Genomic DNA, 24,264 nt, shown 5'->3' with positions numbered 1-24,264 from the left:
AAATCACATAGTCTTAAGGTTGATAGTTTTAGTATATACCCATGTAAATGATATGCCCCACCAACCTATATTCCGCTACCAAACGTTTTTCTAAGAATTTATTGAATCTTTTTGAACAAATTCTGTTATTGCTCATTTCGCCGCTACTTAAGACCAACTGCATCGCCAAAAATGAAAATATACAACCAAAATGTAATTTTTTAGTCAAAATTATCAATTAGATATAGAGCTTTATATCAAAAGGGTTTAGTGAAAAATTAATTAAAAAAACTTACGGCTTAAGTGTTGTTTTTCTGTAAATTTATGGTCAATATATAAATAAGTATGAACCTTGTCGCACATAGAGACACTCAACTCATACTTTTTTGTTGTTTTTTTACAACAACTCGGAGGAGTGGGTATACGTTGTTCGCTAGCAAGAAAACGTTACTCACTAGTTAGAAATTGTTCTTATTACTCGTGTTCAACGCATAAGGAAATGCCATGCTGTTTTTTACACTTGTGTTTTTCGCTCTATTTTTTGGTTTTCAATCGCTATACATAATCCTGTCGTTATTTGGTCCTAAGATGAGACCAACTCCAGCAAAGCTGTTTGAAGAGAAAGGGTTCACGATCCTCGTTCCCGCTTATAACGAAGAGCTTGTCCTAGAGAACTGCTTAGCCGCCATTCATGCTTTGGAATATACAAACCATGAAACTTTAATCATCAATGACGGCTCAACAGACAATTCAATTCCATTGCTCACTGACTTATTGGATCTTGAACTTATTGAAGTAAATTTCGCAGGTAAGCTGCAATACAATCGAGTGAAAGCCGTCTACCAATCCAAGACTTACCCCAACATTCGAGTCATAGATAAGGAAAATGGTGGTAAAGCAGATGCGCTCAATGCTGGAATTGACTGTGCCAGCCATGAATTAGTTGTCACCATCGACGCTGACAGTATGTTGGAGAAAAACTCACTCAACTTCATCAACGAGAGTTTTGAAGATCCAAGCTTGATCGCGGCTGGAGGCACTGTTCACATCGTTCAAGGGGTGAGTAAACAAGGCGATAGTTTAAAGCCGAACTTTGCGGTTCGAGGCCTAATTCGTTATCAGATTCTTCAATACCTTTATGGGTTCTTCGTACAAAAAACCGCGCAGTCTAAATTGGGATCAATGCTGGTAATTGCCGGTGCGTTTGGTGTATTCAAACGCAGTGTGTTATTCGAAATCAACGGCTACAGAAGTACCGTTGGCGAAGATATGGATATCACACTGAAAGCGCAACAATACATCAAAGATCGTCAAACTAAAGGCGAGACTGCAAGAATGGTCTATATCCCAGAGGCGTGTTGCTACACCGAATGCCCTGAAGATTTCAGCAACCTATTGACACAAAGACTAAGGTGGCAAAAAGCCTTTATCGACTGCGCATTAGTTTACTGGGATGGCTTACTCAATACGTTTAGTAAACGCGTTGCCGCCTACTTTCTTTTAGACTCCCTGCTACTTGGCACACTGATCGCGTTTGTAAACGTACTTGTGATTGCCAATTTAGCCATCAACGGTACTGCCGATTCACTAAACCTATTATTTTTCATGCTGGGCAGTACTATTTTCTTTGCCATAACACAGAACGTAATTGCGCTGTACAAAAGCCACCAGCTAGGATTCAAGTACAGTTGGCTAGATTACGCCAAGATAATCGCATTCTTCCCTATCGACATACTCTATTACCGACTCGTTGGTAGTTTGTTTGTCATTGGAGGCACACTTTCTTACTTCTTTGGTAAGAGCCAATGGGGTAAACCCAAACGCAGCGGCTCAGCATCTATTGCTTAAGGAGGAACTATGAAATTTCAAGATACTACTCAACGTATTTTCTACTTGGACGTTCTGCGAGTCCTTGCCATTTTTGGTGTGATTACGATTCATCTAAGTGGCCGTCATTTGATTCACTTGGAACAATTGGGAACACAGGATTGGTGGATTGCAAATATTCTCAATTCAGCATCACGCGTAAGTATTCCCATCTTTTTGATGTTAACTGGCGCATTACTGTTTGACCGCGATCTTGACCAAAACCCATGGCAAGTGGCTCAGCGTAGATTGTTTAGATTGGTGATCCCGTTTTTGTTTTGGTCTGCTTTATACGAGTTCTACAAACAGTACGTGATCAATCAGAGCAATGCCGAGATTTGGAGCGTTATCAAGATTGGCTGGGCCGAGCTGTTAGCCGGTAATATCTACCCACACCTCTGGTTTATGTACGTCATTATCGCGATTTATTTGGTTGCACCATTTATTCATAGAGCAGTACACGGCGCGCAGGAAAAAGAAATTCGTTACTTGCTAATGATTTGGTTTGTCGGCACCTTGTGCTGGTTCAATCTCACCAAGCTCTATAGTTTCTTCAGCCAAGGTCAATCGTTAGTGGTAACCGAGTTGGATATTCCGCTCGCAGCTCACTATAGCGGCTATGTCATATTGGGTTATTACTTACAGCGTTTTCCAATCTCTGAAAAATGGCGAACCATCAGCTATCGTTTAGGGCTATTGAGTGTCGTGGTTACGCCAATGTTAGTGTTTGGCATGACACAGGGACATGCGGTTTTAAACGAAACCTTCTATTCACCCTATGCATTAACCAGTGCTTTCATGGCCAATGCCTTGTTTGTTTTTGCACAACGTTTTTCTTGGGATAAAGTTCCACCTCGCCTTAGGGTGTTAATCTCAGCCATCAGCGGGGCAACATTTGGGATCTACTTTATCCATATGATCATTCAAGATTGGGTGGAGAGAAGTATGCAATTCGGACAAGAAGCAACTATGTTGAGCTTTTTGTTGATTAATGGATTGCTCGTGCTTGCGGTTAGCTTTGTCATCATAAAACTATTCAACCTTGATGACCGTCTAGCAAAACTCGTCGGAGCGTGATTCTGTGCAATTTCGCTTTCTGACGATAAAGAAGTGCGCCAAACATGGTTTGGCCGCTTTTTTTGCTATTTGTATTTGCAGCTTCGCTCCAATTTCATTCAGTATGGAAAAAACTCCTTCTGATTCGGTGAACCCTTTGCAAACAAAGATACTGAGTGCCTACTTACCGCTTTGGAAACATTGGACTGCTGATTCAATTCCAGGTGATCAACTAACTCATGTAAAGCTTTCATTTGCTTCAATATCCAAACAGCACACGATTCAGATAAAAGACCACCCTAGATACAACAACCAACTCAATGAAGCAAAAAAGCTAAGCGAGCGCTATCCAGATTTAAAAATTATTTTATCTATCGGCGGCGGTGGAGCCGACGGATTTTCTGATATGGCTACATCGCCAGAAACCAGAGAAATATTTATCAGCAGTATTCTCCAGCATATTGCTGAACTTCAGCTCGATGGTGTTGATATCGATTGGGAATATCCGGGACACGATGGTTGGGGAAAGGTCACCGCGAGACCAGAAGATAAGACGAACTTCATCTACTTACTTGCCGAACTCAGGGCGAGATTAGATGCCCTTGGTGCTCAAACCAATCAATATTATGAGCTTTCCTACGCCGCCGGAGCAATGATATGGAGTCACGCCAATACCGACATACCAAAAGCCAGCGAATACGTCGATTACATCAATTTGATGGGTTATGACTTCTTCGGCGACTGGTCGGAGACGTCGGGCCACCACGCCAATTTATATGCCAGCAAATATAACCCTATATCCAGAACCCTTAGCCTTGACGATGCAGTTGCGCGCTATCTATCTCTAGGTGCTCCAGCTTCTAAATTGGTTCTAGGGCTTCCATTTTATGCCTATATATGGGAGTCCACTGAATACAGTATTGAGAAGTCGAAAACTACCAAACCTACTGCTTATCAAACCGTCATCCCACGTCAGGCCAAAACTCTTGAGTATAAAGAAGTTCGTGATCGCTATTTGTCTAACCCTGCGTTTAAAAGGATCTGGGACAAACAGGCACAATCGGCTTTTCTCTATGATGGGAAGACTTTAATTAGTTATGAAGATCAACAAGCGATTGGCAAAAAAGCACAGTACATTCATCAACACAAGCTGGCTGGTGCAATGGTTTGGGAGTTAACCCAAGATCACGACTCCGAACTGCTCAATCACCTTTCATCAGCATTAAAGTCAGAATGAGGCACAAAAGGAAGGCCAATAGCACTGCCTTGGCCACCTTCCCGCTCCAACTGTTTTGAAATCTGGGTCATAGCCAGCCAGCGATTAGCACACCAATCGGGTGCCAACAACTCAGGTTGTCTAGCAGAAGACGACACGCGATGATAAACCACATCGCCCGGCGTATGTTGAATCAGTTGGCACGCAATATCGACATATTGCTGTAAAGATTGGATCTCCATTCTGCCTGCACGCCAAGATTTTGCCATGGTGCTGCCTTCAACAATATGAAGATTATGAAGTTTGATACCATCAACCCCAGTTTCCAAAACAGAATCCAGTGTCGCTTTTTGCATGGCGTAATCTTCACCCGGTAATCCCGAAATAAGATGAGTACAAACCTTGATTCCGAGATCTCGCACTTGCTTGACCAAGCGGTGATAGCACTCAGCATCATGGCCGCGATTAATTCTACGTAAAGTCTTAGAATGAACCGACTGCAACCCCAACTCCAACCACACCTCGTAACCTTGTTCTCGGTATTGGCTAAGTAGCTTGACCACTGCTGGTGGAACACAATCGGGACGTGTGCCTACACATAAACCAACAATGTCCTCTGACTGAGTGGCTTGTTTGTACATAGCAGCCAGTTTGTCTACCTCTGCATGGGTAGACGTATACGCCTGAAAATACGCCAAGTACTTTTTGGCTCTAACCACTTCTGATCGACGAGCGTTAAGCTGGTGTTGAATACTGTGTTGCTGGTTGGTTTCGTCGACAAACGACGCGACATTGCAAAACGTACAGCCGGAACGCCCCAGAGTGCCATCTCGGTTAGGGCAACTGAATCCACCATGTAAGGTTAGCTTGTGGACTTTCTCTCCATAGCGCGTTTTTAAATCATACCCCAAGGTGTTAACTAACTCATTCAATCGCACCCAAAACCCCACAAATGATAATGACTATCAATCTCAATTAAGTAATTTTATTACATAATGACAATAAAAATTTCAGAAGAAGATACTGACTTTGGAGAAAGGCTTTTTTGCATTTTATCAACAAAAGCAAGCATTTTAGTCAGGTTTCATTCATGTTAAACGATTGTTAATGCAAAATACTAAGATCAATACTATTTTTTTAATTGCCATGGCGGCAGATAAAAATGTAGGATAGTTACAGATTTTGTTCTAATTGCTGTCATTTTGTTAGGAATTGAATCGAGCAAAATCTCGGTAATATCGCGCTCTACCAATATAAAACGCTATTAAAGCTATAACTAATTGCGATATTCACCATGGAATGTTTTTCCTGCACTACTTTTCCTGCAGGAAACGGAAAGGACTCAGTTTCCCCAGCTCAGGGAAACTCAGATCAACACTGGTAAGGAAAGCAGACAGATTGCCTTGGGTTTAACCCGGGGTTTGTGTGCCTGCTATACACTGGAAGGAAGTACTATGGTTGAGAATACACCGAGCGCACAAGGTTTATATACACCAGAGCTAGAACATGACGCTTGTGGTATTGGCTTTGTTGCCCACCTAAAAAATCGCAAATCACATCAAGTCGTAACCCAAGCTCTCGATATGCTAGCTCGTATGGAGCACCGAGGCGGTCAAGGTTGTGATCCATGTAGTGGTGACGGCGCAGGTATCTTGCTGCAAAAGCCACATGAGTTTCTATTAGAAGAAGCCGTTAAACTAGGCATCAAACTCCCCTCTTTCGAAAAGTATGGTGTTGGCGTTGTACTGTTTCCAAAAGATGAACACAAACGTGAGCAATGCCGTGAGATTCTTGAGCGCAATGCCCAACGTTTAGAACTAAATGTCATCGGTTATCGAGTATTACCAACTGACAACTCAATGATCGGTGACGATCCATTGAGTACTGAACCTCAGTTTGAACATGTTTTTATCTCTGGTGGCCCAAGTACCACACCAGAAGAGCTCGAGCGTAAACTGTACGTTTTGCGTAATTACACGGTTCGAGTTTGTCTAGAAAGTGTGTCCAACATTGGCGATGATTTTTACATCAACTCAATGTCATACAAAACCTTGGTTTACAAGGGTCAGTTGACGACTGAGCAAGTACCTCAGTACTTCTTAGATCTGCAAAACCCAACCATGGTTACGGCTTTGGCATTGGTTCACTCTCGATTCTCAACTAATACCTTCCCTAAGTGGCGTCTGGCTCAACCTTTCCGTTACATTGCACACAACGGTGAAATCAATACCGTTCGCGGCAACCTAAACTGGATGAAAGCCCGTGAAGCCATCATTGAGTCTGACCTGTTCACTCAGGCCGAGATCGATATGCTACTGCCTATCTGTCAGGAAGGCAGCTCAGATTCATCAAACTTCGACATGGCACTTGAGCTCCTAGTTCTATCTGGTCGTAGCCTGCCACATGCGTTGATGATGATGATTCCGGAAGCGTGGCAAGAAAACAAAAACATGGATCCTACTCGTCGTGCGTTCTACCAGTACCACGCGAATGTAATGGAACCGTGGGATGGCCCGGCATCTGTATGTTTCACTGACGGTGTTCAAGTCGGTGCAACCCTTGACCGTAACGGTCTGCGCCCTTCTCGCTACACAGTAACCAAAGATGACTTCCTAGTAATGGCTTCAGAGTCTGGTGTTGTAGAAATCGAACCAGAGAACGTTGAGTTCCGTGGTCGTCTACAACCAGGTCGTATCTTCGTTGCTGACCTAGAGCAAGGCCGCATTATTTCTGACGAAGAAGTAAAAGATGGCATTGCTTCGGCGCAACCTTACGAAAAGTGGGTGGATGAAAACCTACTGAGCCTGAAGAAATTGCCAGATGCGAGCAACGAATTCAGCCAGCCTTCACCAGAAAAGCTATTGCACAAGCAGCAAGCATTCGGTGTCAGCTCTGAAGAGGTGAATGAAATTATCGTACCTATGGCAAAAGAGGGCAAAGAGCCACTTTCTGCAATGGGTGCCGACTGGCCTTTAGCGATTCTTTCGCACCAGTCGCAACATCTATCGAACTACTTTAAGCAGTTGTTTGCTCAGGTAACTAACCCACCAATCGACCCGATTCGTGAGCGTATGGTGATGTCTCTGAACACTTACTTAGGTAAGGATCAGAACCTTCTTGCTGAGTCACCAGAGCACTGTCAAAAAGTTGAGCTTGAATCTCCAGTTCTATCTAACTCTGAGCTTGAGAAACTACGTGCTATCGATAATGAGCACCTTCAGGCAAAAACGCTAGACATCGTTTTCCGAGCGAGTGAAGACGAAGGCAAGCTAGAGCGTGCACTGAAGCGCATCTGTCAGTATGCAGAAGATGCCGTCATCGATGGCTACTCTATCATTCTTCTTACTGACCGAGCGGTTAACTCTAACCATGCGGCTATTCCAGCAATGTTGGCGGTAGGTGCAGTACACCATCACCTAATCCGCAAAGGTCTGCGTGCGAAATGTGACATTGTGGTTGAAACGGGTGATGCTCGTGAGACACACCACTTCGCAACGCTAATCGGTTACGGTGCAAACGCGGTCAACCCATACCTAGTAATCGAAACTATGGTTGACCTACAGCGCACTAAGAAGCTTGATCCTGAAACCAATATTCGCGATCTCTTTGAGAACTACCGCAAGTCGATCAACGGTGGTCTGTTGAAGATCTTCTCTAAGATGGGTATTTCAACACTACAGTCTTACCACGGCGCGCAGATCTTTGAAGCGCTGGGTATCAGTAAATCTGTGGTTGATAAGTACTTCACAGGTACCGTTTCACGTATTCAAGGCCTAACGATCGACGATATCGCGAAGGAAGTGTTAGTCCGTCATCGCATTGGCTTCCCTACTCGTGAAATCCCAGTACAAGTTCTAGATGTGGGCGGTGTTTACCAGTGGAAACAGCGTGGTGAAAAACACCTGTTTAACCCTGAAACTATCTCACTTCTACAAGAGTCAACTCGTAACAAAGACTACGCTCAGTTTAAGAAGTACGCAAAAGCCGTGGATGACCAAGGCGATAACGCAGCAACGCTACGTAGCCAGCTAGACTTTGTTAAGAACCCTGCAGGTTCTATCCCGCTAGAAGAAGTTGAACCAATCGAAAACATCCTTAAGCGTTTCGCTACAGGTGCGATGTCATTCGGTTCAATCTCTTACGAAGCCCACTCAACGCTAGCTGTTGCCATGAACCGCATCGGCGCGAAATCAAACTCGGGTGAAGGCGGTGAAGACCCAACTCGTTTCGAGCGTAAAGAAAACGGTGATTGGGAACGCTCTGCAATCAAGCAGGTCGCTTCAGGTCGCTTTGGTGTAACGTCTTACTACCTAACCAACGCTGATGAGCTTCAGATAAAGATGGCTCAAGGTGCAAAACCAGGTGAAGGTGGCCAGCTACCCGGTGATAAGGTTGATGACTGGATCGGTGCAACGCGTCACTCGACTCCAGGCGTGGGTCTAATCTCACCGCCGCCGCACCACGATATCTACTCAATCGAAGATTTGGCTCAGCTAATCTACGACTTGAAGAACGCAAACCGTGCTGGCCGCGTCAACGTGAAGCTGGTATCGGAAGCGGGCGTCGGTACTATCGCCTCTGGTGTAGCGAAAGCGAAAGCGGACGTTGTCCTTATCGCAGGTTTTGATGGCGGAACAGGTGCTTCTCCTATGTCATCTATCCGTCACACAGGTTTACCTTGGGAGCTTGGTCTAGCGGAAACGCACCAAACGCTTCTAAAGAACGGCCTACGTAACCGTATCGTTGTTCAGTCTGATGGTCAGATGAAAACACCGCGTGACCTAGCAGTCGCAACATTACTCGGAGCTGAGGAATGGGGTGTTGCAACAGCAGCTCTAGTGGTTGAGGGTTGTATCATGATGCGTAAGTGTCATAAGAACACCTGTCCTGTTGGTATCGCAACTCAGAATAAGACGCTACGTGAGCGCTTTGATGGCCGCGTAGAAGACGTCGTAACCTTCTTCCAGTACATGGCTGAGGGTCTGCGTGAAGTGATGGCAGAACTAGGCTACCGCACTATCGATGAGATGGTTGGTCAGTCGCACAAACTAAAAGTTCGCGAAGTCATCAAACACTGGAAATACAAAAACCTAGATCTTTCTCCTGTACTGCACATTGAGCAAGCTCGTGAAGAAGATGGCGTTTACAACCAAACACAACAAAACCACAACCTTGAGGACGTTCTAGACCGCAAGTTGATTCAAGCTGCGATTCCAGCACTTGAAAACGGCGAAGCTGTGGATGCCGTGTTCCCTATCATCAATACGGACCGCTCTGCAGGTACCATGTTGTCGAATGAGATCTCAAAAGTCTACAAAGATGCCGGTCTACCTAAGCCAATGAACGTTAAATTCAATGGCTCTGCTGGTCAGTCTTTCGGTGCTTTCCTAGCGAAAGGCGTGAAATTCGAAGTAGAAGGTGACGCAAACGACTACTGGGGTAAAGGCCTTTCTGGCGGTACGCTAGTACTTTACCCAGATGCAAAATCCAGCATTGTTGCGGAAGATAACATCGTAGTAGGTAACGTGTGTTTCTACGGTGCAACTTCTGGTGAGTCTTTTATTCGTGGTATGGCTGGTGAACGCTTCTGTGTTCGTAATTCCGGCGCGAAAGTCGTGGTTGAAGGCGTGGGTGACCACGGTTGTGAATACATGACGGGTGGTGTTGCCTTAATCCTTGGCTCGACAGGTCGTAACTTTGCGGCAGGTATGAGTGGTGGTGTGGCTTACGTTTGGGACAAAAACAACGATTTTGAATCTAAACTCAACCCTGAATTGGTTGACCTCGACCCTATCGAGCAAGAAGACAAAGATCTACTACTGGATATGTTGACCAAACATGTCGAGTTCACAGGAAGTGACGTTGCTAAAACCTTCTTAGACAATTTTGAAACTAGCTTGCAAAGCTTGGTGAAAGTCATGCCTCGCGATTACAAAGCAGTTCTTCAAAAGCGCAAGGCAAAAGCAACACAGCAACAAGAAGTGGAGGCAGTGTAATGGGTAAGCCGACTGGATTTTTAGAACATGGTCGTGAACTTCCACAGAAGATCGACCCTGCAGAGCGTATCAAGAACAACAAAGAGTTTGTTCTAAACGACGAATTTGGTAGCAAAATCAATACTCAAGCATCGCGTTGTATGGATTGTGGCGTACCGTTTTGTCACAACGGTTGCCCAATCGGTAACATCATTCCTGAATTTAATGATGCGGTTTACCGCGACAGTTGGGAAGAGGCGTGGAACATCTTAAGTTCCACCAATAACTTCCCTGAATTCACTGGGCGCGTTTGTCCTGCACCATGTGAGAGTTCGTGTGTTCTTGGCATCAACCAAGATCCAATTACGATCTGTAATATTGAAAAGACGATTGTTGAGACTGCTTACCGCGAGGGTTATGCAAAACCTAAAACACCTCGTTCTCGCACGGGTAAAACGGTCGCGATTATCGGTTCTGGCCCCGCAGGTCTAGCAGCCGCTGAGCAGCTAAACAGCGCAGGTCATAGCGTAACCGTATTTGAACGAGACGAGAAAGTAGGTGGTCTTCTGCGTTTTGGTATCCCTGACTTTAAGCTAGGCATGGATATCATTGAACGTAAAATCAACTTGATGGCAGAAGCTGGTGTTGAATTTAAAGTCAATCAACACATTGGTGTCGATGTCAACGCACAGCAGCTTCGTCAAGAATACGATGTTGTATTGCTAACCGGCGGTTCAACCGTTCCCCGTGATCTTCCAGTACCTGGTCGTGAACTGGATGGTGTCTACTTTGCGATGCAATTTCTATCTCAAAACAACCGCCGTGCCAATGACATGGACTTAAAAGGTGAAGAAATCCACGCTGCTGGTAAACACGTTGTTGTGATCGGTGGTGGTGATACTGGGTCAGACTGTGTGGGAACGTCAAACCGTCATGGTGCGGCGAGCGTTACACAAGTCGAAATCATGCCGATTCCACCTGAAAAGCGCCCAGCTAATATGCCTTGGCCTCAGTACCCAATGATTTTGCGTACTTCCACCTCTCACGAAGAAGGTGTTGATCGTCATTGGAATATCCTAACTAAGGAATTTGTTGGCAACGAACAAGGTCAAGTTACCGGATTGCGAGTTGCAGATATCGTTTGGCAAGACGCTAAACCGGGTGAACGCCCTACCTTCAATGAAGTTGAAGGCAGCGAACGTGTAATACCATGCGATATGGCATTTTTGGCAATGGGTTTCTTACATCCAGAGCCAACAGGTGTGTTAGCTCAGTTGGATATTGCACTAGATGATCGCGGCAATGTGGCAACTCAAGATTTCCAAACCAATCAACCAGGTGTTTTTGCCGCTGGTGATATGAGAACCGGACAATCTCTTGTTGTACGTTGTATCAACGAAGGTAGGGAAAGTGCTCGATCTATCGATGAATATCTAATGGGTAACACCAACTTGGAAGCGAAAGCAGACTCGCTCATGCTTTCCGTCTAAGACAACCATTTCAACGAGGCCATGCTCAGTGCCTCAAAAACGGTCCTTCCGTTACTTATTGACCAGCCTTGTGCTGGTCTTTTTTTGTTTCATTGACGTACACTTATCAATTGATAGTTCGAATAATAGCTTTAATACCACACGGGAGTGAAACTGAATAATGGCAAAACAACTTATTGCTTTTGGATTGGTTATGGCTTTAGCTGGATGTTCTCAGCCCTCCTCTACCATTACAGATAGCTCTACTGAGCTGTGTGACGAAAAACCCAACTGTGTCTCAACGATGGAAAGTCGCGATGAATACCAGATTCCAGAATTTCTAGTCACCCAAGACACGCGTTTTGAGGCGATAGTCGAGATTGCGGCGAATTTGCCCGGAGCCGAAATTGCGGATCAACGAGAAAACTACGCACGCATCGAATGCACTAGCCGTTTTTTTAAATTTGTCGATGATTTGGAAATTCGCCTAGACGGGAAAAAATTGATTGTTCGATCGCAATCGAGAACCGGTTATTCAGATTTTGGAGTAAACCGTGAACGGACAGAGCAGTTGAGGCGCGTACTTTTTGAACAAGGACTTATCCAAAAATAACCGTGGGGAAACTGTTGTTTTCTACCTTTCCCATCAACCATTGTGAATAATTCTTATTCACAATGGTTGATTTGCCCTCGGTTTCATTTTACTCTTGCCAACTGATAACCAATATCACTTAGAGCTAGATTTCGCTGAATAATCTATGCTATGTTTAAGTGAAAATAAATTCATAAAAAATGAAAAACAATTCAATCACAAAGAGTTAGCATTTCGACTGGTTAGCGCGATCTCAATCACAGAATGCTTGCTAACTGGATACGGTCGTGATAATTATTGAGCCTATTTTTGTGAATGAATTGGAAAATTTCACGAATTTATACATCAAGAACAGGATGTTTTTGATGATGAGTTTGGCAAATAGTGAATGGATAACAAAGCAAAACGTCGAGTTTTGTGTGAGTTTGCACAACGTAAATCTCCCTCTGATCTATCCTCGCTAAAACCACAATACTTTAGAAAAACACAACTAAGCTAAGCTCATAATTTATAAGCAATAAACCTTTGCTGCGGCACCGTAGTGATACATGCCAAAGGAACTTGCAGTTAACACTGCTAGCAATCAAGGAAATGATCGAATGAATCAGGAATTTCGCTCGCTGTATGATCGCGAGCATGAACACTCTAGCTGTGGAGTGGGGTTCATCACCGATAAAACGGGTGAACAAACCCACAAGCTATTATCAATAGCTCACCAAGCTCTATGTACCATCCCGCATCGCGGTGGTATGAATGCAGAAGGCATTGGAGATGGTGCAGGCGTTAACATCGACTTATCAGTCAATTTTTATCGTCACCTCGTGAATAAAGATACCTTGGAAAAAGGTAACTTTGGCGTGGCAAATTTCTTCTTTCCATTTGATCCTAGTCAGCATGGCGATGCCAAGTCTTTAATCGAAAAGACCATGGCTCAATACAAACTTGAGATCGCCAAGTGGAGAGAAGTTCCTGTTGATCCTTCAGCAGTAAATGATGCATCTCAACTAGTTCAACAAACTATTCAACAGGTTGTTTTCTTGCGTTCACCGGATTGTGAAAGTGCGGAACGCTTTGAGCAAGACATTAACTTAGCGCTTGCCGAAATAGAATCTGTCGGCTTTACCAATGATGATCTAGAAGGCTTCTACCCGCTTTCAATGAGTTCAAAAACTCAGGTTTATAAAGGCCGTTTGAATTCTTGGGAAGTCGTCCCTTACTTCAAAGATTTGACTCACCCAGAGCACGCGATTACTACGCTGTTTTTCCATACGCGTTTCTCTACCAATACTGCGCCAGCAACGATGATGGCACAGCCTTTCCGTCGCATGGCCCACAATGGTGAGCTAAACACGGATAAAAAGAATCGTCTTAGCGAAGATGCAATTGCTCGACAGCAACAAAAACGCGTGATCTTCCCTAAAGGGCAATCAGATTCTGCTCGTCTAGACCAAACTTTGGCAAGACGCGTTGTTGAAGATGAAATGGACATCGTTACCGCAGTACTGGCCATGATGCCACCAGCGTGGGAAAACGACGAGTCTCTATCTCCCGACGTCCGTGCCATGCTGGAATACTTTAGTCTATCTGAAGAAAAAAATGATGGCCCGGCTGCTTTGATCTTCTCTGATGGTGACAAGGTCGGCGCAAGACTTGACCGACTAGGTCTTCGTCCACTTCGCAGTGTTGAAACCGAACGTTACCTTGGAGTAATGAGTGAAGCTGGTCAGATCGACTTCCCGGCAGAAGACGTAATCCGCCTTGGTCGTATTCAAGCTGGCGGGATGATTTATTTCGACCACGGCACAGGAAAGAGCTACGAAACCAATGAAGTTCTTGAAATGCTGGCCGCAGAAAAAGACTATCAGGCCCTGCTCGACGAAGCCCGTATTACGCTCGATGATTTAGAGTCTAAGTCACTTGACGACACAACGGAAAACAACACGTTCAGTCCTTATAGTCGCCATGTAGCTTACTCACTAAACCAAGAAAGTTTTAAGTTTTTCCTCGACCCAATGATCGAAGCTGGGGCAGAGAAAATCTCAGCAATGGGCTACGGTCTGGCACCGAACGTGTTGACTGATGAAGAAGGCGGAATGTCTAAGTACTTCAGCCAACGTTTCGCACAAGTTACCAACCCACCTCTGGATTCACTACGTGAATCTGATGGTATGACACTTCGCGTGGCACTTGGTGCAAAACCTAATTTCAGCCCAGCAGGGACAAAGCAATTAGTACTAGAATCTCCTATTTTGGCGCCAAACCAAATAGAACAGATTTTTGCGCAATCTCAGATCGAAGTAGAGACATTTAGTACGCTTTATTCACCGACATTAAATAGCCGTGCAGATAACGCTGAACGTGTTCGAAACGCACTCACAGCGTTGTGTGATCAAGTGGAAGATGCTGCAACTCGCCGAGTAGGAATTGTTGTCTTGTCCGATAAAGACATCAACAACGATCACGCGGCCTTGCCAGCAATATTAGTTTCTGCTGCGGTAAACCAACGCCTAATCCAAAAAGGATTGCGTTTTAACACGAGCTTAGTTTTCTTAACGGGTCAGGTTGCAAGTAGTCACGACATTGCCTGTATTCTCGGCTTTGGTGTATCAGCTGTTTGTCCGATGTCTGTTTACTACCGAGCTCAAACTCTTGCTAACAATCAAACGGTTGAAAAAGGGTTAGCAAACTTTAAGAAAGCTTGTGAAAAATCACTAATGAAGACCATGGGTAAGTTTGGTCTTTGTACAGTAGAAAGTTACATTGGTGGTGAATTCTTCGAATCAAACTTCTTAGATTCTGATTCTGAGTGCTTAAAGGATTACTTCCCTAATATCAGCGCACCGGTCGGTGGTGCTCGCTTCGAAGATCTCGCATGGAGTTCTGCAAAGTGGCATTTCAAAGCTCTTGCTATCAACGAAGAAAACCAAATTCCACTGCTAGGCTTGTTTAAAGAAAGACAAGACGGTGCTGGTCACAGCTTTGGTAATACCGCGGTCCGCGAATACATAAATATGACTCAGGAAGACGTGAAATACGTCGACCAAGATCAAGCGGAACAAGCATTAGAAGCTACGGTTGTACAGACTGAAGATGTGGCTTACAAAGAACGTGGTTATGAGCGTTTAACTCCTGAAGAAATAGATTCATTTAAGATAACACCTGCTTATCAAGCATTTATCGATAACCTGTATCAGGAACGCGAATCACGCCCTGCGGCGTTGCGTGATATCTTACTGCTTCCATTGGATTTCTCTCAGGCAAGTACACAATCAGAGTTCAGTCATCTTCTTGATCGTTTCCACTTTGATGGAAACGTCAATTACCTGTGGGCTGGGTTAGATGTTGAAACCGTAGAAAGCAACGTTTTTGCATTTAGCTTGGCTAATCAAAGTGACTTATCCGAATTTGCAGCCGCATTAGAGCAAACTTGGAAAGATCATATTGTCAGCGCACAAATCAACGACAATAAACTAAAAGTCCAAGCAAAAGAGTCACTGGTTAACTTCTTAACTCGTGTACAAGCCGCTCGCAAGCCAATCTCAATTGATGAAGTCGATGCTGCACATTTGATCACACCTACTTTTGCATCAGGTGCGATGAGTCACGGTGCCCTTAACGCAAACGCGCATATGGCGGTTGCACAAGGTACCAACATTGCTGGCGCCATGAGTAACTCAGGTGAAGGTGGTGAGCACTCGAGTCGATTTAACGGCATTAAGTCGAGTAAAATTAAGCAGTTTGCATCAGGTCGATTTGGTGTCTGGGTTGGTTACTTGGCTGATCCTCAGCTCCAAGAAATTGAGATTAAAATTGCCCAAGGTGCAAAACCCGGTGAAGGTGGTCAGTTACCATCACCTAAAGTTACGGTTGAGATTGCCGCAGCACGTGGTGGTACACCTGGTGTTGAACTGGTTTCCCCACCACCTCACCACGATACATACTCGATAGAAGACTTGGGACAACTTATTCACGACGCTAAAGCGGCGCGAGTTCGAGTGATCGTCAAACTAGTATCATCGGAAGGTATCGGCACCATTGCCGTTGGCGTGGCTAAAGCGGGTGCTGACATAATCAACGTTGCTGGTAACACTGGTGGTACGGGTGCCGCAGCTGTAACTAGTTTGAAAAACACAGGTCGAGCTGCTGAGATTGGTATTGCTGAAGTTCATCAAGCACTCAGCGAGAATGGTCTGCGTGACAAAGTATTGTTGCGCTGTTCCAACGCTCACCAAACTGGTGTCGATGTAATCAAATCAGCCATTATGGGTGGTGATTCGTTCGAGTTTGGTACTACTGCACTTATGATGCTTAAGTGTGTAATGGCCAAGAACTGTAACATCAAATGTCCAGCGGGCTTAACGACTAACCCTGAACTCTACCAAGGTGATCCACGAGCACTTGCTCAATACTTCCTGAACGTTGCTCACGAAGTGCGCCAAATCCTAGCTAAACTAGGTTACAAGAGCTTACGTGACATTCGTGGTAAGACAGAGCTACTGCACTTAGCGAATCACCACAGTATTGTTGGCCGCTTAGATGTAACCGGATTACTCCGCTACGTAGACGAAGTAAAAATTGCTAAGCCAGTTTACCTTGAAGCTGACTTTACGCCTGATGATAAGCTTATCGAAAGCTTACTTGGAGACTACTTTGAGTCTGAGCAACGTCACATTGTTCTTGATGCTGGCAAACTAAACAACAGAAACAAGTCGACAGGTGGACAGCTGTCTATTGATATAGAGCGCGCGCTTAACTATCAAGAAAAAGGTCTTAAGCACCCAGCAGTACTGACATCTTCAAACGGCAGACGCTTTGTTGACGCTGAGTCCATTCTAGTTCAAAGCCGAGGAAGTGCTGGTCAAAGTTACGCCGCGTTTAACAATAGCGGCTTGATCATGGAACATACTGGCACCTGTAATGATGGTGTTGGTAAAGGTTCAAGCGGCGGCCACATTGTGGTTCGTTCTCCGTCTGATAAAGAACTGTCTTCAGGTAACAATGTACTTATTGGTAACTTTGCATTATTTGGTGCGACAGGTGGCCAAACCTTTATACAAGGTGAAGCGGGTGACCGATTTGCTGTTCGTAACTCTGGCGCGGTGGCAGTCGTAGAAGGCGTTGGCGACTTCTGTTGTGAGTACATGACCAATGGTTCTGTTATCAACCTTGGTGGCTACGGCAAGGGCTTTGGTAATGGTATGTCTGGCGGTGTTGCTTATCAATACGATAAGCAAGGTCAGTTCGCTTCGAGTTGCAGCCGCGACTCAGTGTTGGCCCTGCCTCTAATTGAACACAATTCCGGCTATGAAGAAGCACTTAAGTGGCACTTAGAGCAACACGTACGATTTACGGGTTCTAAGAAAGCAGCTGCGATTTTAGCTGATTGGGCGACCAGCCGTACTCTCTTCACATTAGTGTTACCGCTTGCGCTGACTCAGAGCCAGCATCCAGAAAGTATTCTTGAAACGCATTCAAGAAAGAAAATGCTGGAAGAACTGATTCATGGCGAAGCAAGCCGTCTGATGGAAAATATTCATTTTGCTTACCGCGATGGACAAGATCTATCTCGCGGCGAAAGTCCAAAATACGGAGATATGGACTCTCCTTTAATTTGTGATTTATTAACGCAAAGTGGTGTACTCCACAGAGCTCACCAACTTGCCAAAGCTCAGGCTAACTCTGAACTAGAGCAAGACGCGTTGGTGAAAAGAATGTTTGAGTTGAAAGATAAAAAGCTTCTTGATGCCATTACAAAAGATGTCAAAGAAGCCATCTCCAACTACAAAGACGATGAATTGTCTGTGCTATTGGCACACAAACGAGTAGAAGACTATAAGTCTTCGCTGTCTAGACGTGATGTTTGGGATACACACTCTCGAGGAACGACTGTGTGGATCTTAGCTCGAGAATCCGATATCCGAGACCAAATGAAGGCTATCGAACCGCTAAATCAGCGCTTAGCAACTGTGTACTGTTACGCATTTGCTGATGTCATTCGAGCCGACATCGAACAACAACGTCAAGCATCTAATGATGCTGAGTCAGTAGCCCAAACAGCCTAAGTTGGCGAAATTGTTGAGATAGGAAGAACAATGAAAGTACCTCATTTGCCACAAGATTTACCTTTTAACGACGAGCAGCAAACTTGGCTCGCTGGTTTTTTCTCTGGCTTGCATTCAAGACTTCTTGTGAAAGAAGAATCTGTCGTGCACGCGGAATCCGCTCCACAAGTAAAAGGCCTAACAATCCTTTACGGAACTCAAACGGGTAATGCAGAAGCCGTTGCCAATGACACCGCTGAGAAAGCTAAAGAATACGGCCTTACTGCATCTGTTTACGATATGGATGACGTAGACCCGCAGATCTTTGTGAAGTCATCACGAGTTCTTATCGTCACCAGTACCTATGGTGAAGGTGAACACCCAGACAATGCCGAGTCACTCTGGGAAATCATGAACTCCGATGCTGCGCCACAGCTAGACGGAACATACTTCTCCGTATTGGCACTTGGCGACACCAGCTACGACGAATTTTGTTTAGCAGGGAAAGAATGGGATAGCAGACTTGAAGAGCTAGGCGCATCGCGTGTAACACCTCGAGTTGATTGTGATATCGATTTTGAACAGCCTGCTGAAGAGTGGATGATCGCCACGTTACCTGTTATTGCCGATAAAGGTGAAGATGCGGCTGCTCCGGTTGCCAATACTTCATCAAATTCGAGTACTAAGGTTAAGTCAAAGTTCAATCGCAAGAATCCTTTAATGGCCACTCTGACCCATAAACGAGTGCTAAACAAAGAAGGTTCAAGTAAAGAGATTGTCCACTATGAATTCTCTCTTGAAGGCTCTGGCGAGTTTTACAAAGCGGGTGATGCACTTAATGTTATTCCACAAAATCAACCTGAACTTGTGGATGCATTTTTGGCGCACTTCAACTTTACAGGTGATGAAAAACCATCTTGGAATGGTGAAAACTTCAGCTTGCGTGAGATTTTCACTGAGCACCTAGATATTCGTACACCATCAAAAGATTTTGTTAAAGCACTGGCGGAAGGTGCTAGCGATCACAAGCTGTTAAGCATGATTGCAGATGAAGATCATAAAGCTCTGGGTGATTTCCTTTGGGGCAAAGATGTCATTGATTTGCTTAAGGCTTACCCAAATGTCACCTTGTCTCTGGCGGAATTATTACAACTGATGAAGCCTATCGCTCCACGTGCATACTCGATTTCATCAAGCTTAAACAAGCACAACGATGAAGTGCATCTAACCATCGGTAGCGTTCGTTATCAAAATGGTGAGCGTTCATACAATGGTACTTGTTCAACTTGGCTTGCGGACTTGGTACCGGAAGGTGAAAAGGTTCCTGTTTACTTTGCACCAAACAAGAGCTTTGCTATTCCAGAAGACGACAACGCTCCGATGATCATGGTCGGTCCTGGTACCGGAATTGCTCCATTCCGCGCCTTCCTTGAAGAGCGTGAAGTCATCGCAGCACAAGGTGATAACTGGTTGATCTTTGGTGATCGCAACAGCAGCACCGATTACATCTACCAAGAAGAAATCGAAGAACTGCAACGTAAAGGCGTCATTAATAAGCTCGACCTCGCCTTCTCTCGTGATCAAGAAGAGAAGATCTACGTTCAAGACAAGATGCGTGAAAGTGGCGCTGAGCTATTTGCGTGGCTAGAACGCGGCGGTTACTTCTTTGTTTGTGGAGATGCTTACTACATGGCGAAAGACGTAGACAAAGCGCTACACGACATTGTTGCTGAACACGGAGGGTTAGATGAGCAAGGCGCTAAGGACTATATCAACGCCTTGAAGAAACAGAAGCGTTACGTGCGCGACGTTTATTAAAGCGAGTTCCACCTGTTATAAAAAAGCCACAGCAAATGCTGTGGCTTTTTGGTATTTTGATAAATCTTATTCTTGAGGCTCACGCTGAACGACTAAACGCTTTGGTGCAATTCGACCGTCATTGTCGATTTCACCGACTCCGATAAAGCGTTTTTCTTCACCAACAGTGATTCTTACAGTACCTTCAGAAGGTGCACCAAATACTTGTACGGGTTGTCCATGTAAGATCATATCTGCTAGATCAGGGATGACATTGACTTCAATAAGATCCTGAACTGCGGTATCCATTGGTAACAATAGTGGATCTAACAGTTCTCTTGGAGCAATGTCTTGTAGTTTTGCTTGGTTAAGAAGCTCTTCTAATTGCTCAAGCGTCAGCATGCGCTCATAAGGATAATTCGCAACTTCTGTACGTCGCAAATCAATTACGTGTGCACCACAGCCTAGAAGCTCACCGAGATCATCCACAATGGTGCGAATGTAGGTACCTTTTGAGCAGTGTACCTCCATCTCGACTTCATCGTTTTCAAAACGAAGCAATTCTATGTCATAAACAGTAATCTTGCGAGACTCTCGCGGGACCTCAATACCTTCACGCGCATACTCGTATAACGGGCGGCCTTGATACTTCAATGCAGAGAACATTGAAGGGATTTGGTCGGTCTCACCTCGAAATGATTCGATGTGTTTCAACAAATCTTCACGTACGACATTCACCGGTCTAGTCTCTACGACTTCACCATCAGAGTCTGACGTGTTGGTTCGCTCACCTAGCTTTGCGATAACTTTGTAGCGCTTATCTGAATCCAAAAGAAACTGAGAGAACTTGGTAGCTTCACCAAGACAGATTGGCAACATACCCGTAGCAAGTGGGTCAAGTGCGCCGGTATGTCCTGCTTTTTCAGCAAAGTAAATACGTTTTACTTTCTGTAGCGCGTCGTTGGAAGAAATCCCAGTTGGCTTATCAAGCAGTACTATTCCGTCAATTGGACGACCTTTACGACGGCGAGCCATTACTCTTCACCTTCACGATCAGAATCGGCTTGCTTTTGCTTGTCTTTGCTAACCACTTCACTGACTAGGTTAGACATTCGCATACCTTCAACTAGTGTACTGTCGTAGAAGAAACGAACCTCTGGTGTTAGGCGCAGACGGATACGCTTACCTAACATCATGCGAATATGAGCTTCGTGTTCACGCAATGCCTCAAGACTTGATTCTGGAGTTTGCTCACCGACACATAGGAAAGTGACAAAAACCTTGGCATAAGCAAGATCACGGGACACTTCCACGTCTGAAATGGTAACCATACCCAGACGGGAATCGCGAACTTCACGCTGAAGGATCATCGCGAGTTCTTTTTGTAATTGCTGTGCAACCCTTTGGGTGCGACTAAATTCTTTTGACATATCTTTGCTCACTTATTCAACTTTACTAAGCTGAAATCGAAAGAATGGGGGGATGGTCAAGCCAGCCCCCCATGGTGTATTCAACAACCTATTTTTGCCTTGCTTACTTTAGGGTAGCTAAGACAAAGGTTAGTCAATTAATCGATGGTACGTTTAATTTCTACCGTCTCGAATACTTCGATCTGGTCGCCTACACGTACATCGTTGTAGTTCTTAACGCCGATACCACATTCGTAGCCGTTCTTAACTTCGGCAACGTCATCTTTGAAGCGGCGTAGAGATTCTAGCTCACCTTCATAAATAACTACGTTTTCACGAAGAACACGGATTGGGTTATTGCGCTTAATTAGGCCTTCAGTAACCATACAACCAGCGATTGCACCCAGTTTTGGTGACTTAAACACGTCACGTACTTCAGCAAGACCAATGATTTCTTGCTTGAATTCTGGTGCAAGCATACCGCTCATCGCTTGCTTAACTTCATCAATCAATTGGTAAATGATTGAGTAGTAACGCAGGTCTAGGTTTTCATTCTCGACAGTACGACGCGCAGTTGCATCAGCACGAACGTTAAAGCCAAGAATGATAGCGTTTGAAGCTGCAGCAAGAACTGCATCTGTCTCAGTAATACCACCAACACCAGAACCAACGATGTTCACTTTTACTTCGTCAGTAGACAGTTTCAGTAGCGAGTCAGAAATTGCTTCAACCGAACCTTGTACATCCGCTTTTAGAACGATGTTCAGTTCTGCTACATCACCTGCAGCCATGTTAGAGAACATATTCTCTAGCTTAGCTTTCTGCTGACGCGCTAGTTTAACTTCACGGAATTTACCTTGACGGTAGTTCGCTACTTCACGTGCTTTACGCTCGTCGCGAACAACAGTCGCTTCATCACCTGAAGATGGCACACCTGATAGACCTAAGATCTCAACTGGGATTGATGGACCAGCTGATTCAATTTCTTTACCAAGTTCATCACGCATAGCACGTACACGGCCGTATTCTTGACCACACAGTACGATATCACCTTTGCGTAGCGTACCAGACTGAACTAGAACAGTAGCAACTGGACCACGACCTTTATCAAGACGAGATTCAACAACCACGCCTGAAGCCATGCCTTCTTCTACAGCGGTAAGCTCAAGTACTTCAGACTGAAGAAGGATAGTTTCTAGCAAGTTTTCAATGTTTGTACCCTGCTTCGCAGAGATGTGAACAAACATGTTCTCGCCGCCCCACTCTTCAGGGATAACGTCGTATTGAGCTAGCTCATTCTTAACGTTGTCTGGATTCGCATCTTCTTTATCGATCTTGTTAACCGCAACAATCAAAGGTACTTCCGCCGCTTTTGCGTGCTGAATTGCTTCGATAGTTTGTGGCATAACGCCATCGTCTGCTGCTACAACCAGTACAACGATATCCGTCGCTTGAGCACCACGAGCACGCATTGCAGTAAACGCTGCGTGTCCAGGAGTATCAAGGAAAGTAATCATACCGTTGTCAGTCTCAACGTGGTAAGCACCAATATGCTGAGTAATACCACCAGCTTCGCCAGAAGCAACGTGAGCTTTACGGATGTAGTCAAGTGTTGACGTTTTACCGTGGTCAACGTGGCCCATAATAGTTACAACAGGAGCACGTGGAACCGCTACAGAGTCGTTGTCACGATCGCTCAATACGGCTTCTTCAAGCTCGTTTTCTTTGCGAATAACAACTTTATGACCCATTTCTTCAGCTACAAGCTGTGCGGTCTCTTGGTCAATAACTTGGTTGATGGTTGCCATTGCCCCCATCTTCATCATCACTTTGATAACTTCTGTGCCCTTCACTGACATCTTCTGTGCCAGTTCAGAAACCACAATCGTTTCACCGATGACGACATCTTGTTTTGCAACGGTAGCCGTCTTATCAAAGCCATGCTGCATTGAGGTCGGTTTAGCTGGTTTAGCTAGCTTGCCCTTACGGCCACGGCCTCGTGTGTTTGAATTGCGATCATTACGATCGTCAGTTGACGCTTTTTTCTTCTTACGACGCTTAGCAGGAGCTTCTTCGCGGCGATCTGCCTCGTCTTCAGCCTCTTGCGCATATTTAGAAGTCGTCACGTGGTAATCTGCTTCTTCCATCTTACTTGCACTTTTTTCTTCAGCAGACCAACGCTCTTGGTTTTTTGCAGCCAATTCGCGAGCCTCTTCGAGCTTGCGCTGACTTTCCTCTTCAGCTTTACGTCTTGCTTCTTCTTCCTGACGACGCTTCAATTCTTCGGCTTCTTTTCGCGCGGTTTCTTGCTTTAATTTTTCATCTTCACGACGCTTCAGCTCTTCTTCGCTTGGCGCTTCCGCCTCACGTCTAGCCTTGGCTTCAGCTTCGCGCTTCGCTTTTTCTTCAGCTTGACGTTTCGCTTCCGCTTCACGTTTTGCCTTTTCTTCTGCTTCACGTTTCGCTTTTTCTTCTGCTTCACGTGCCGCTTTTGCTTCGGCTTCACGTGCTGCGGCTTCTTCAGCTTCGCGCTTTGCATCTTCTTCGACTGCACTACGTTTTACATAAGTGCGCTTTTTACGTACTTCGACTTGCACGTTTTTACTTTTGCTACCGGCACCTACCGTCAAGGTACTGCGCTTTTTACGCTGCAGTGTTAGACGAGTTGGTTCAGCATCACCTGTAGTGTCACCATGTTCTTTTTTCAGGTGAGTCAATAGCTTTTGCTTTTCTTCATCTGAAACTAAGTCTTTACTGGTTTTTTGCATACCGGCGTCAGCAAGTTGCTCCACCAAGCGATCTACTGGCGTACCAATCTCTTCACTTAGTGCTTTAACAGTCAGTTGTGTCATCCGCTTCCTCCT

12 protein-coding genes are annotated in these 24,264 nt (G+C 45.0%); 8 read left to right on the top strand and 4 right to left on the bottom strand.

Annotation, left to right across the window (positions count from 1 at the left end):
• The first annotated feature begins 483 nt into the window (after positions 1-483).
• From ACXAFJ_RS01590 to ACXAFJ_RS01580, 3 genes are all read left to right on the top strand, one after another.
• A complete protein-coding gene (locus tag ACXAFJ_RS01590) occupies positions 484-1,827 on the top strand; it encodes a glycosyltransferase family 2 protein (protein ID WP_475320958.1) in 1,344 nt (447 codons plus the stop codon).
• A gap of 9 nt (positions 1,828-1,836) precedes the next feature.
• The gene (locus tag ACXAFJ_RS01585; RefSeq protein WP_475320956.1) at positions 1,837-2,922 is read left to right on the top strand and encodes an acyltransferase; all 1,086 of its coding nucleotides are present in this window, start codon (positions 1,837-1,839) and stop codon (positions 2,920-2,922) included.
• Between the two features lie 136 nt (positions 2,923-3,058).
• Positions 3,059-4,138 (top strand): glycoside hydrolase family 18 protein, encoded by a 1,080-nt coding sequence (locus ACXAFJ_RS01580; protein ID WP_475320955.1) that lies wholly within the window; start codon positions 3,059-3,061, stop codon positions 4,136-4,138.
• Here ACXAFJ_RS01580 and mnmL read toward each other — a convergent pair.
• Positions 4,108-5,055 (bottom strand): tRNA modification radical SAM protein MnmL/YtqA, encoded by a 948-nt coding sequence (gene mnmL / locus ACXAFJ_RS01575; protein WP_475320954.1) that lies wholly within the window; start codon positions 5,053-5,055, stop codon positions 4,108-4,110. The genes ACXAFJ_RS01580 and mnmL overlap by 31 nt on opposite strands.
• Positions 5,056-5,571: 516 nt before the next feature.
• Between mnmL and gltB the strand changes: the two genes are divergently transcribed.
• From gltB to ACXAFJ_RS01550, 5 genes are all read left to right on the top strand, one after another.
• On the top strand, positions 5,572-10,113 hold the full coding sequence (gene gltB / locus ACXAFJ_RS01570; protein WP_475320953.1) for a glutamate synthase large subunit: 4,542 nt from the start codon (positions 5,572-5,574) through the stop codon (positions 10,111-10,113).
• On the top strand, positions 10,113-11,582 hold the full coding sequence (locus tag ACXAFJ_RS01565) for a glutamate synthase subunit beta (protein WP_475320951.1): 1,470 nt from the start codon (positions 10,113-10,115) through the stop codon (positions 11,580-11,582). Before gltB ends, ACXAFJ_RS01565 begins: the two co-directional genes overlap by 1 nt.
• Positions 11,583-11,742: 160 nt before the next feature.
• Positions 11,743-12,174 (top strand): DUF1499 domain-containing protein, encoded by a 432-nt coding sequence (locus ACXAFJ_RS01560; RefSeq protein WP_475320950.1) that lies wholly within the window; start codon positions 11,743-11,745, stop codon positions 12,172-12,174.
• A gap of 578 nt (positions 12,175-12,752) precedes the next feature.
• Positions 12,753-18,215, top strand: a complete 5,463-nt coding sequence (locus ACXAFJ_RS01555) for a glutamate synthase-related protein (RefSeq protein WP_475320949.1) — start codon at positions 12,753-12,755, stop codon at positions 18,213-18,215.
• A gap of 30 nt (positions 18,216-18,245) precedes the next feature.
• Complete coding sequence (locus ACXAFJ_RS01550) at positions 18,246-20,012, top strand: diflavin oxidoreductase (RefSeq protein WP_475320948.1); 1,767 nt, start codon at positions 18,246-18,248, stop codon at positions 20,010-20,012.
• Between the two features lie 66 nt (positions 20,013-20,078).
• Here ACXAFJ_RS01550 and truB read toward each other — a convergent pair whose 3' ends face one another.
• From truB to infB, 3 genes are all read right to left on the bottom strand, one after another.
• Positions 20,079-21,026, bottom strand: coding sequence for a tRNA pseudouridine(55) synthase TruB (gene truB, locus ACXAFJ_RS01545; RefSeq protein WP_475320946.1), 948 nt, complete (start codon positions 21,024-21,026; stop codon positions 20,079-20,081).
• Positions 21,026-21,421, bottom strand: a complete 396-nt coding sequence (gene rbfA, locus ACXAFJ_RS01540; protein ID WP_475320944.1) for a 30S ribosome-binding factor RbfA — start codon at positions 21,419-21,421, stop codon at positions 21,026-21,028. Before rbfA ends, truB begins: the two co-directional genes overlap by 1 nt.
• 137 nt (positions 21,422-21,558) lie before the next feature.
• The gene (infB, locus tag ACXAFJ_RS01535) at positions 21,559-24,252 is read right to left on the bottom strand and encodes a translation initiation factor IF-2 (protein WP_475320942.1); all 2,694 of its coding nucleotides are present in this window, start codon (positions 24,250-24,252) and stop codon (positions 21,559-21,561) included.
• Positions 24,253-24,264 lie beyond the last annotated feature (12 nt).

Source organism: Vibrio sp. ABH4_348 (assembly GCF_056159765.1).
This window is presented reverse-complemented; position numbering and strand designations above follow the sequence as displayed.

Excerpts from the sequence above, each read along its gene's own strand:
- rbfA (WP_475320944.1), bottom strand. The coding sequence starts at position 21,421 with ATGTCAAAAGAATTTAGTCGCACCCAAAGGGTTGCACAGCAATTACAA.
- ACXAFJ_RS01590 (WP_475320958.1), top strand. The coding sequence starts at position 484 with ATGCTGTTTTTTACACTTGTGTTTTTCGCTCTATTTTTTGGTTTTCAA.
- truB (WP_475320946.1), bottom strand. The coding sequence starts at position 21,026 with ATGGCTCGCCGTCGTAAAGGTCGTCCAATTGACGGAATAGTACTGCTT.
- ACXAFJ_RS01560 (WP_475320950.1), top strand. The coding sequence starts at position 11,743 with ATGGCAAAACAACTTATTGCTTTTGGATTGGTTATGGCTTTAGCTGGA.
- ACXAFJ_RS01585 (WP_475320956.1), top strand. The coding sequence starts at position 1,837 with ATGAAATTTCAAGATACTACTCAACGTATTTTCTACTTGGACGTTCTG.
- infB (WP_475320942.1), bottom strand. The coding sequence starts at position 24,252 with ATGACACAACTGACTGTTAAAGCACTAAGTGAAGAGATTGGTACGCCA.
- gltB (WP_475320953.1), top strand. The coding sequence starts at position 5,572 with ATGGTTGAGAATACACCGAGCGCACAAGGTTTATATACACCAGAGCTA.
- ACXAFJ_RS01550 (WP_475320948.1), top strand. The coding sequence starts at position 18,246 with ATGAAAGTACCTCATTTGCCACAAGATTTACCTTTTAACGACGAGCAG.
- ACXAFJ_RS01555 (WP_475320949.1), top strand. The coding sequence starts at position 12,753 with ATGAATCAGGAATTTCGCTCGCTGTATGATCGCGAGCATGAACACTCT.
- ACXAFJ_RS01565 (WP_475320951.1), top strand. The coding sequence starts at position 10,113 with ATGGGTAAGCCGACTGGATTTTTAGAACATGGTCGTGAACTTCCACAG.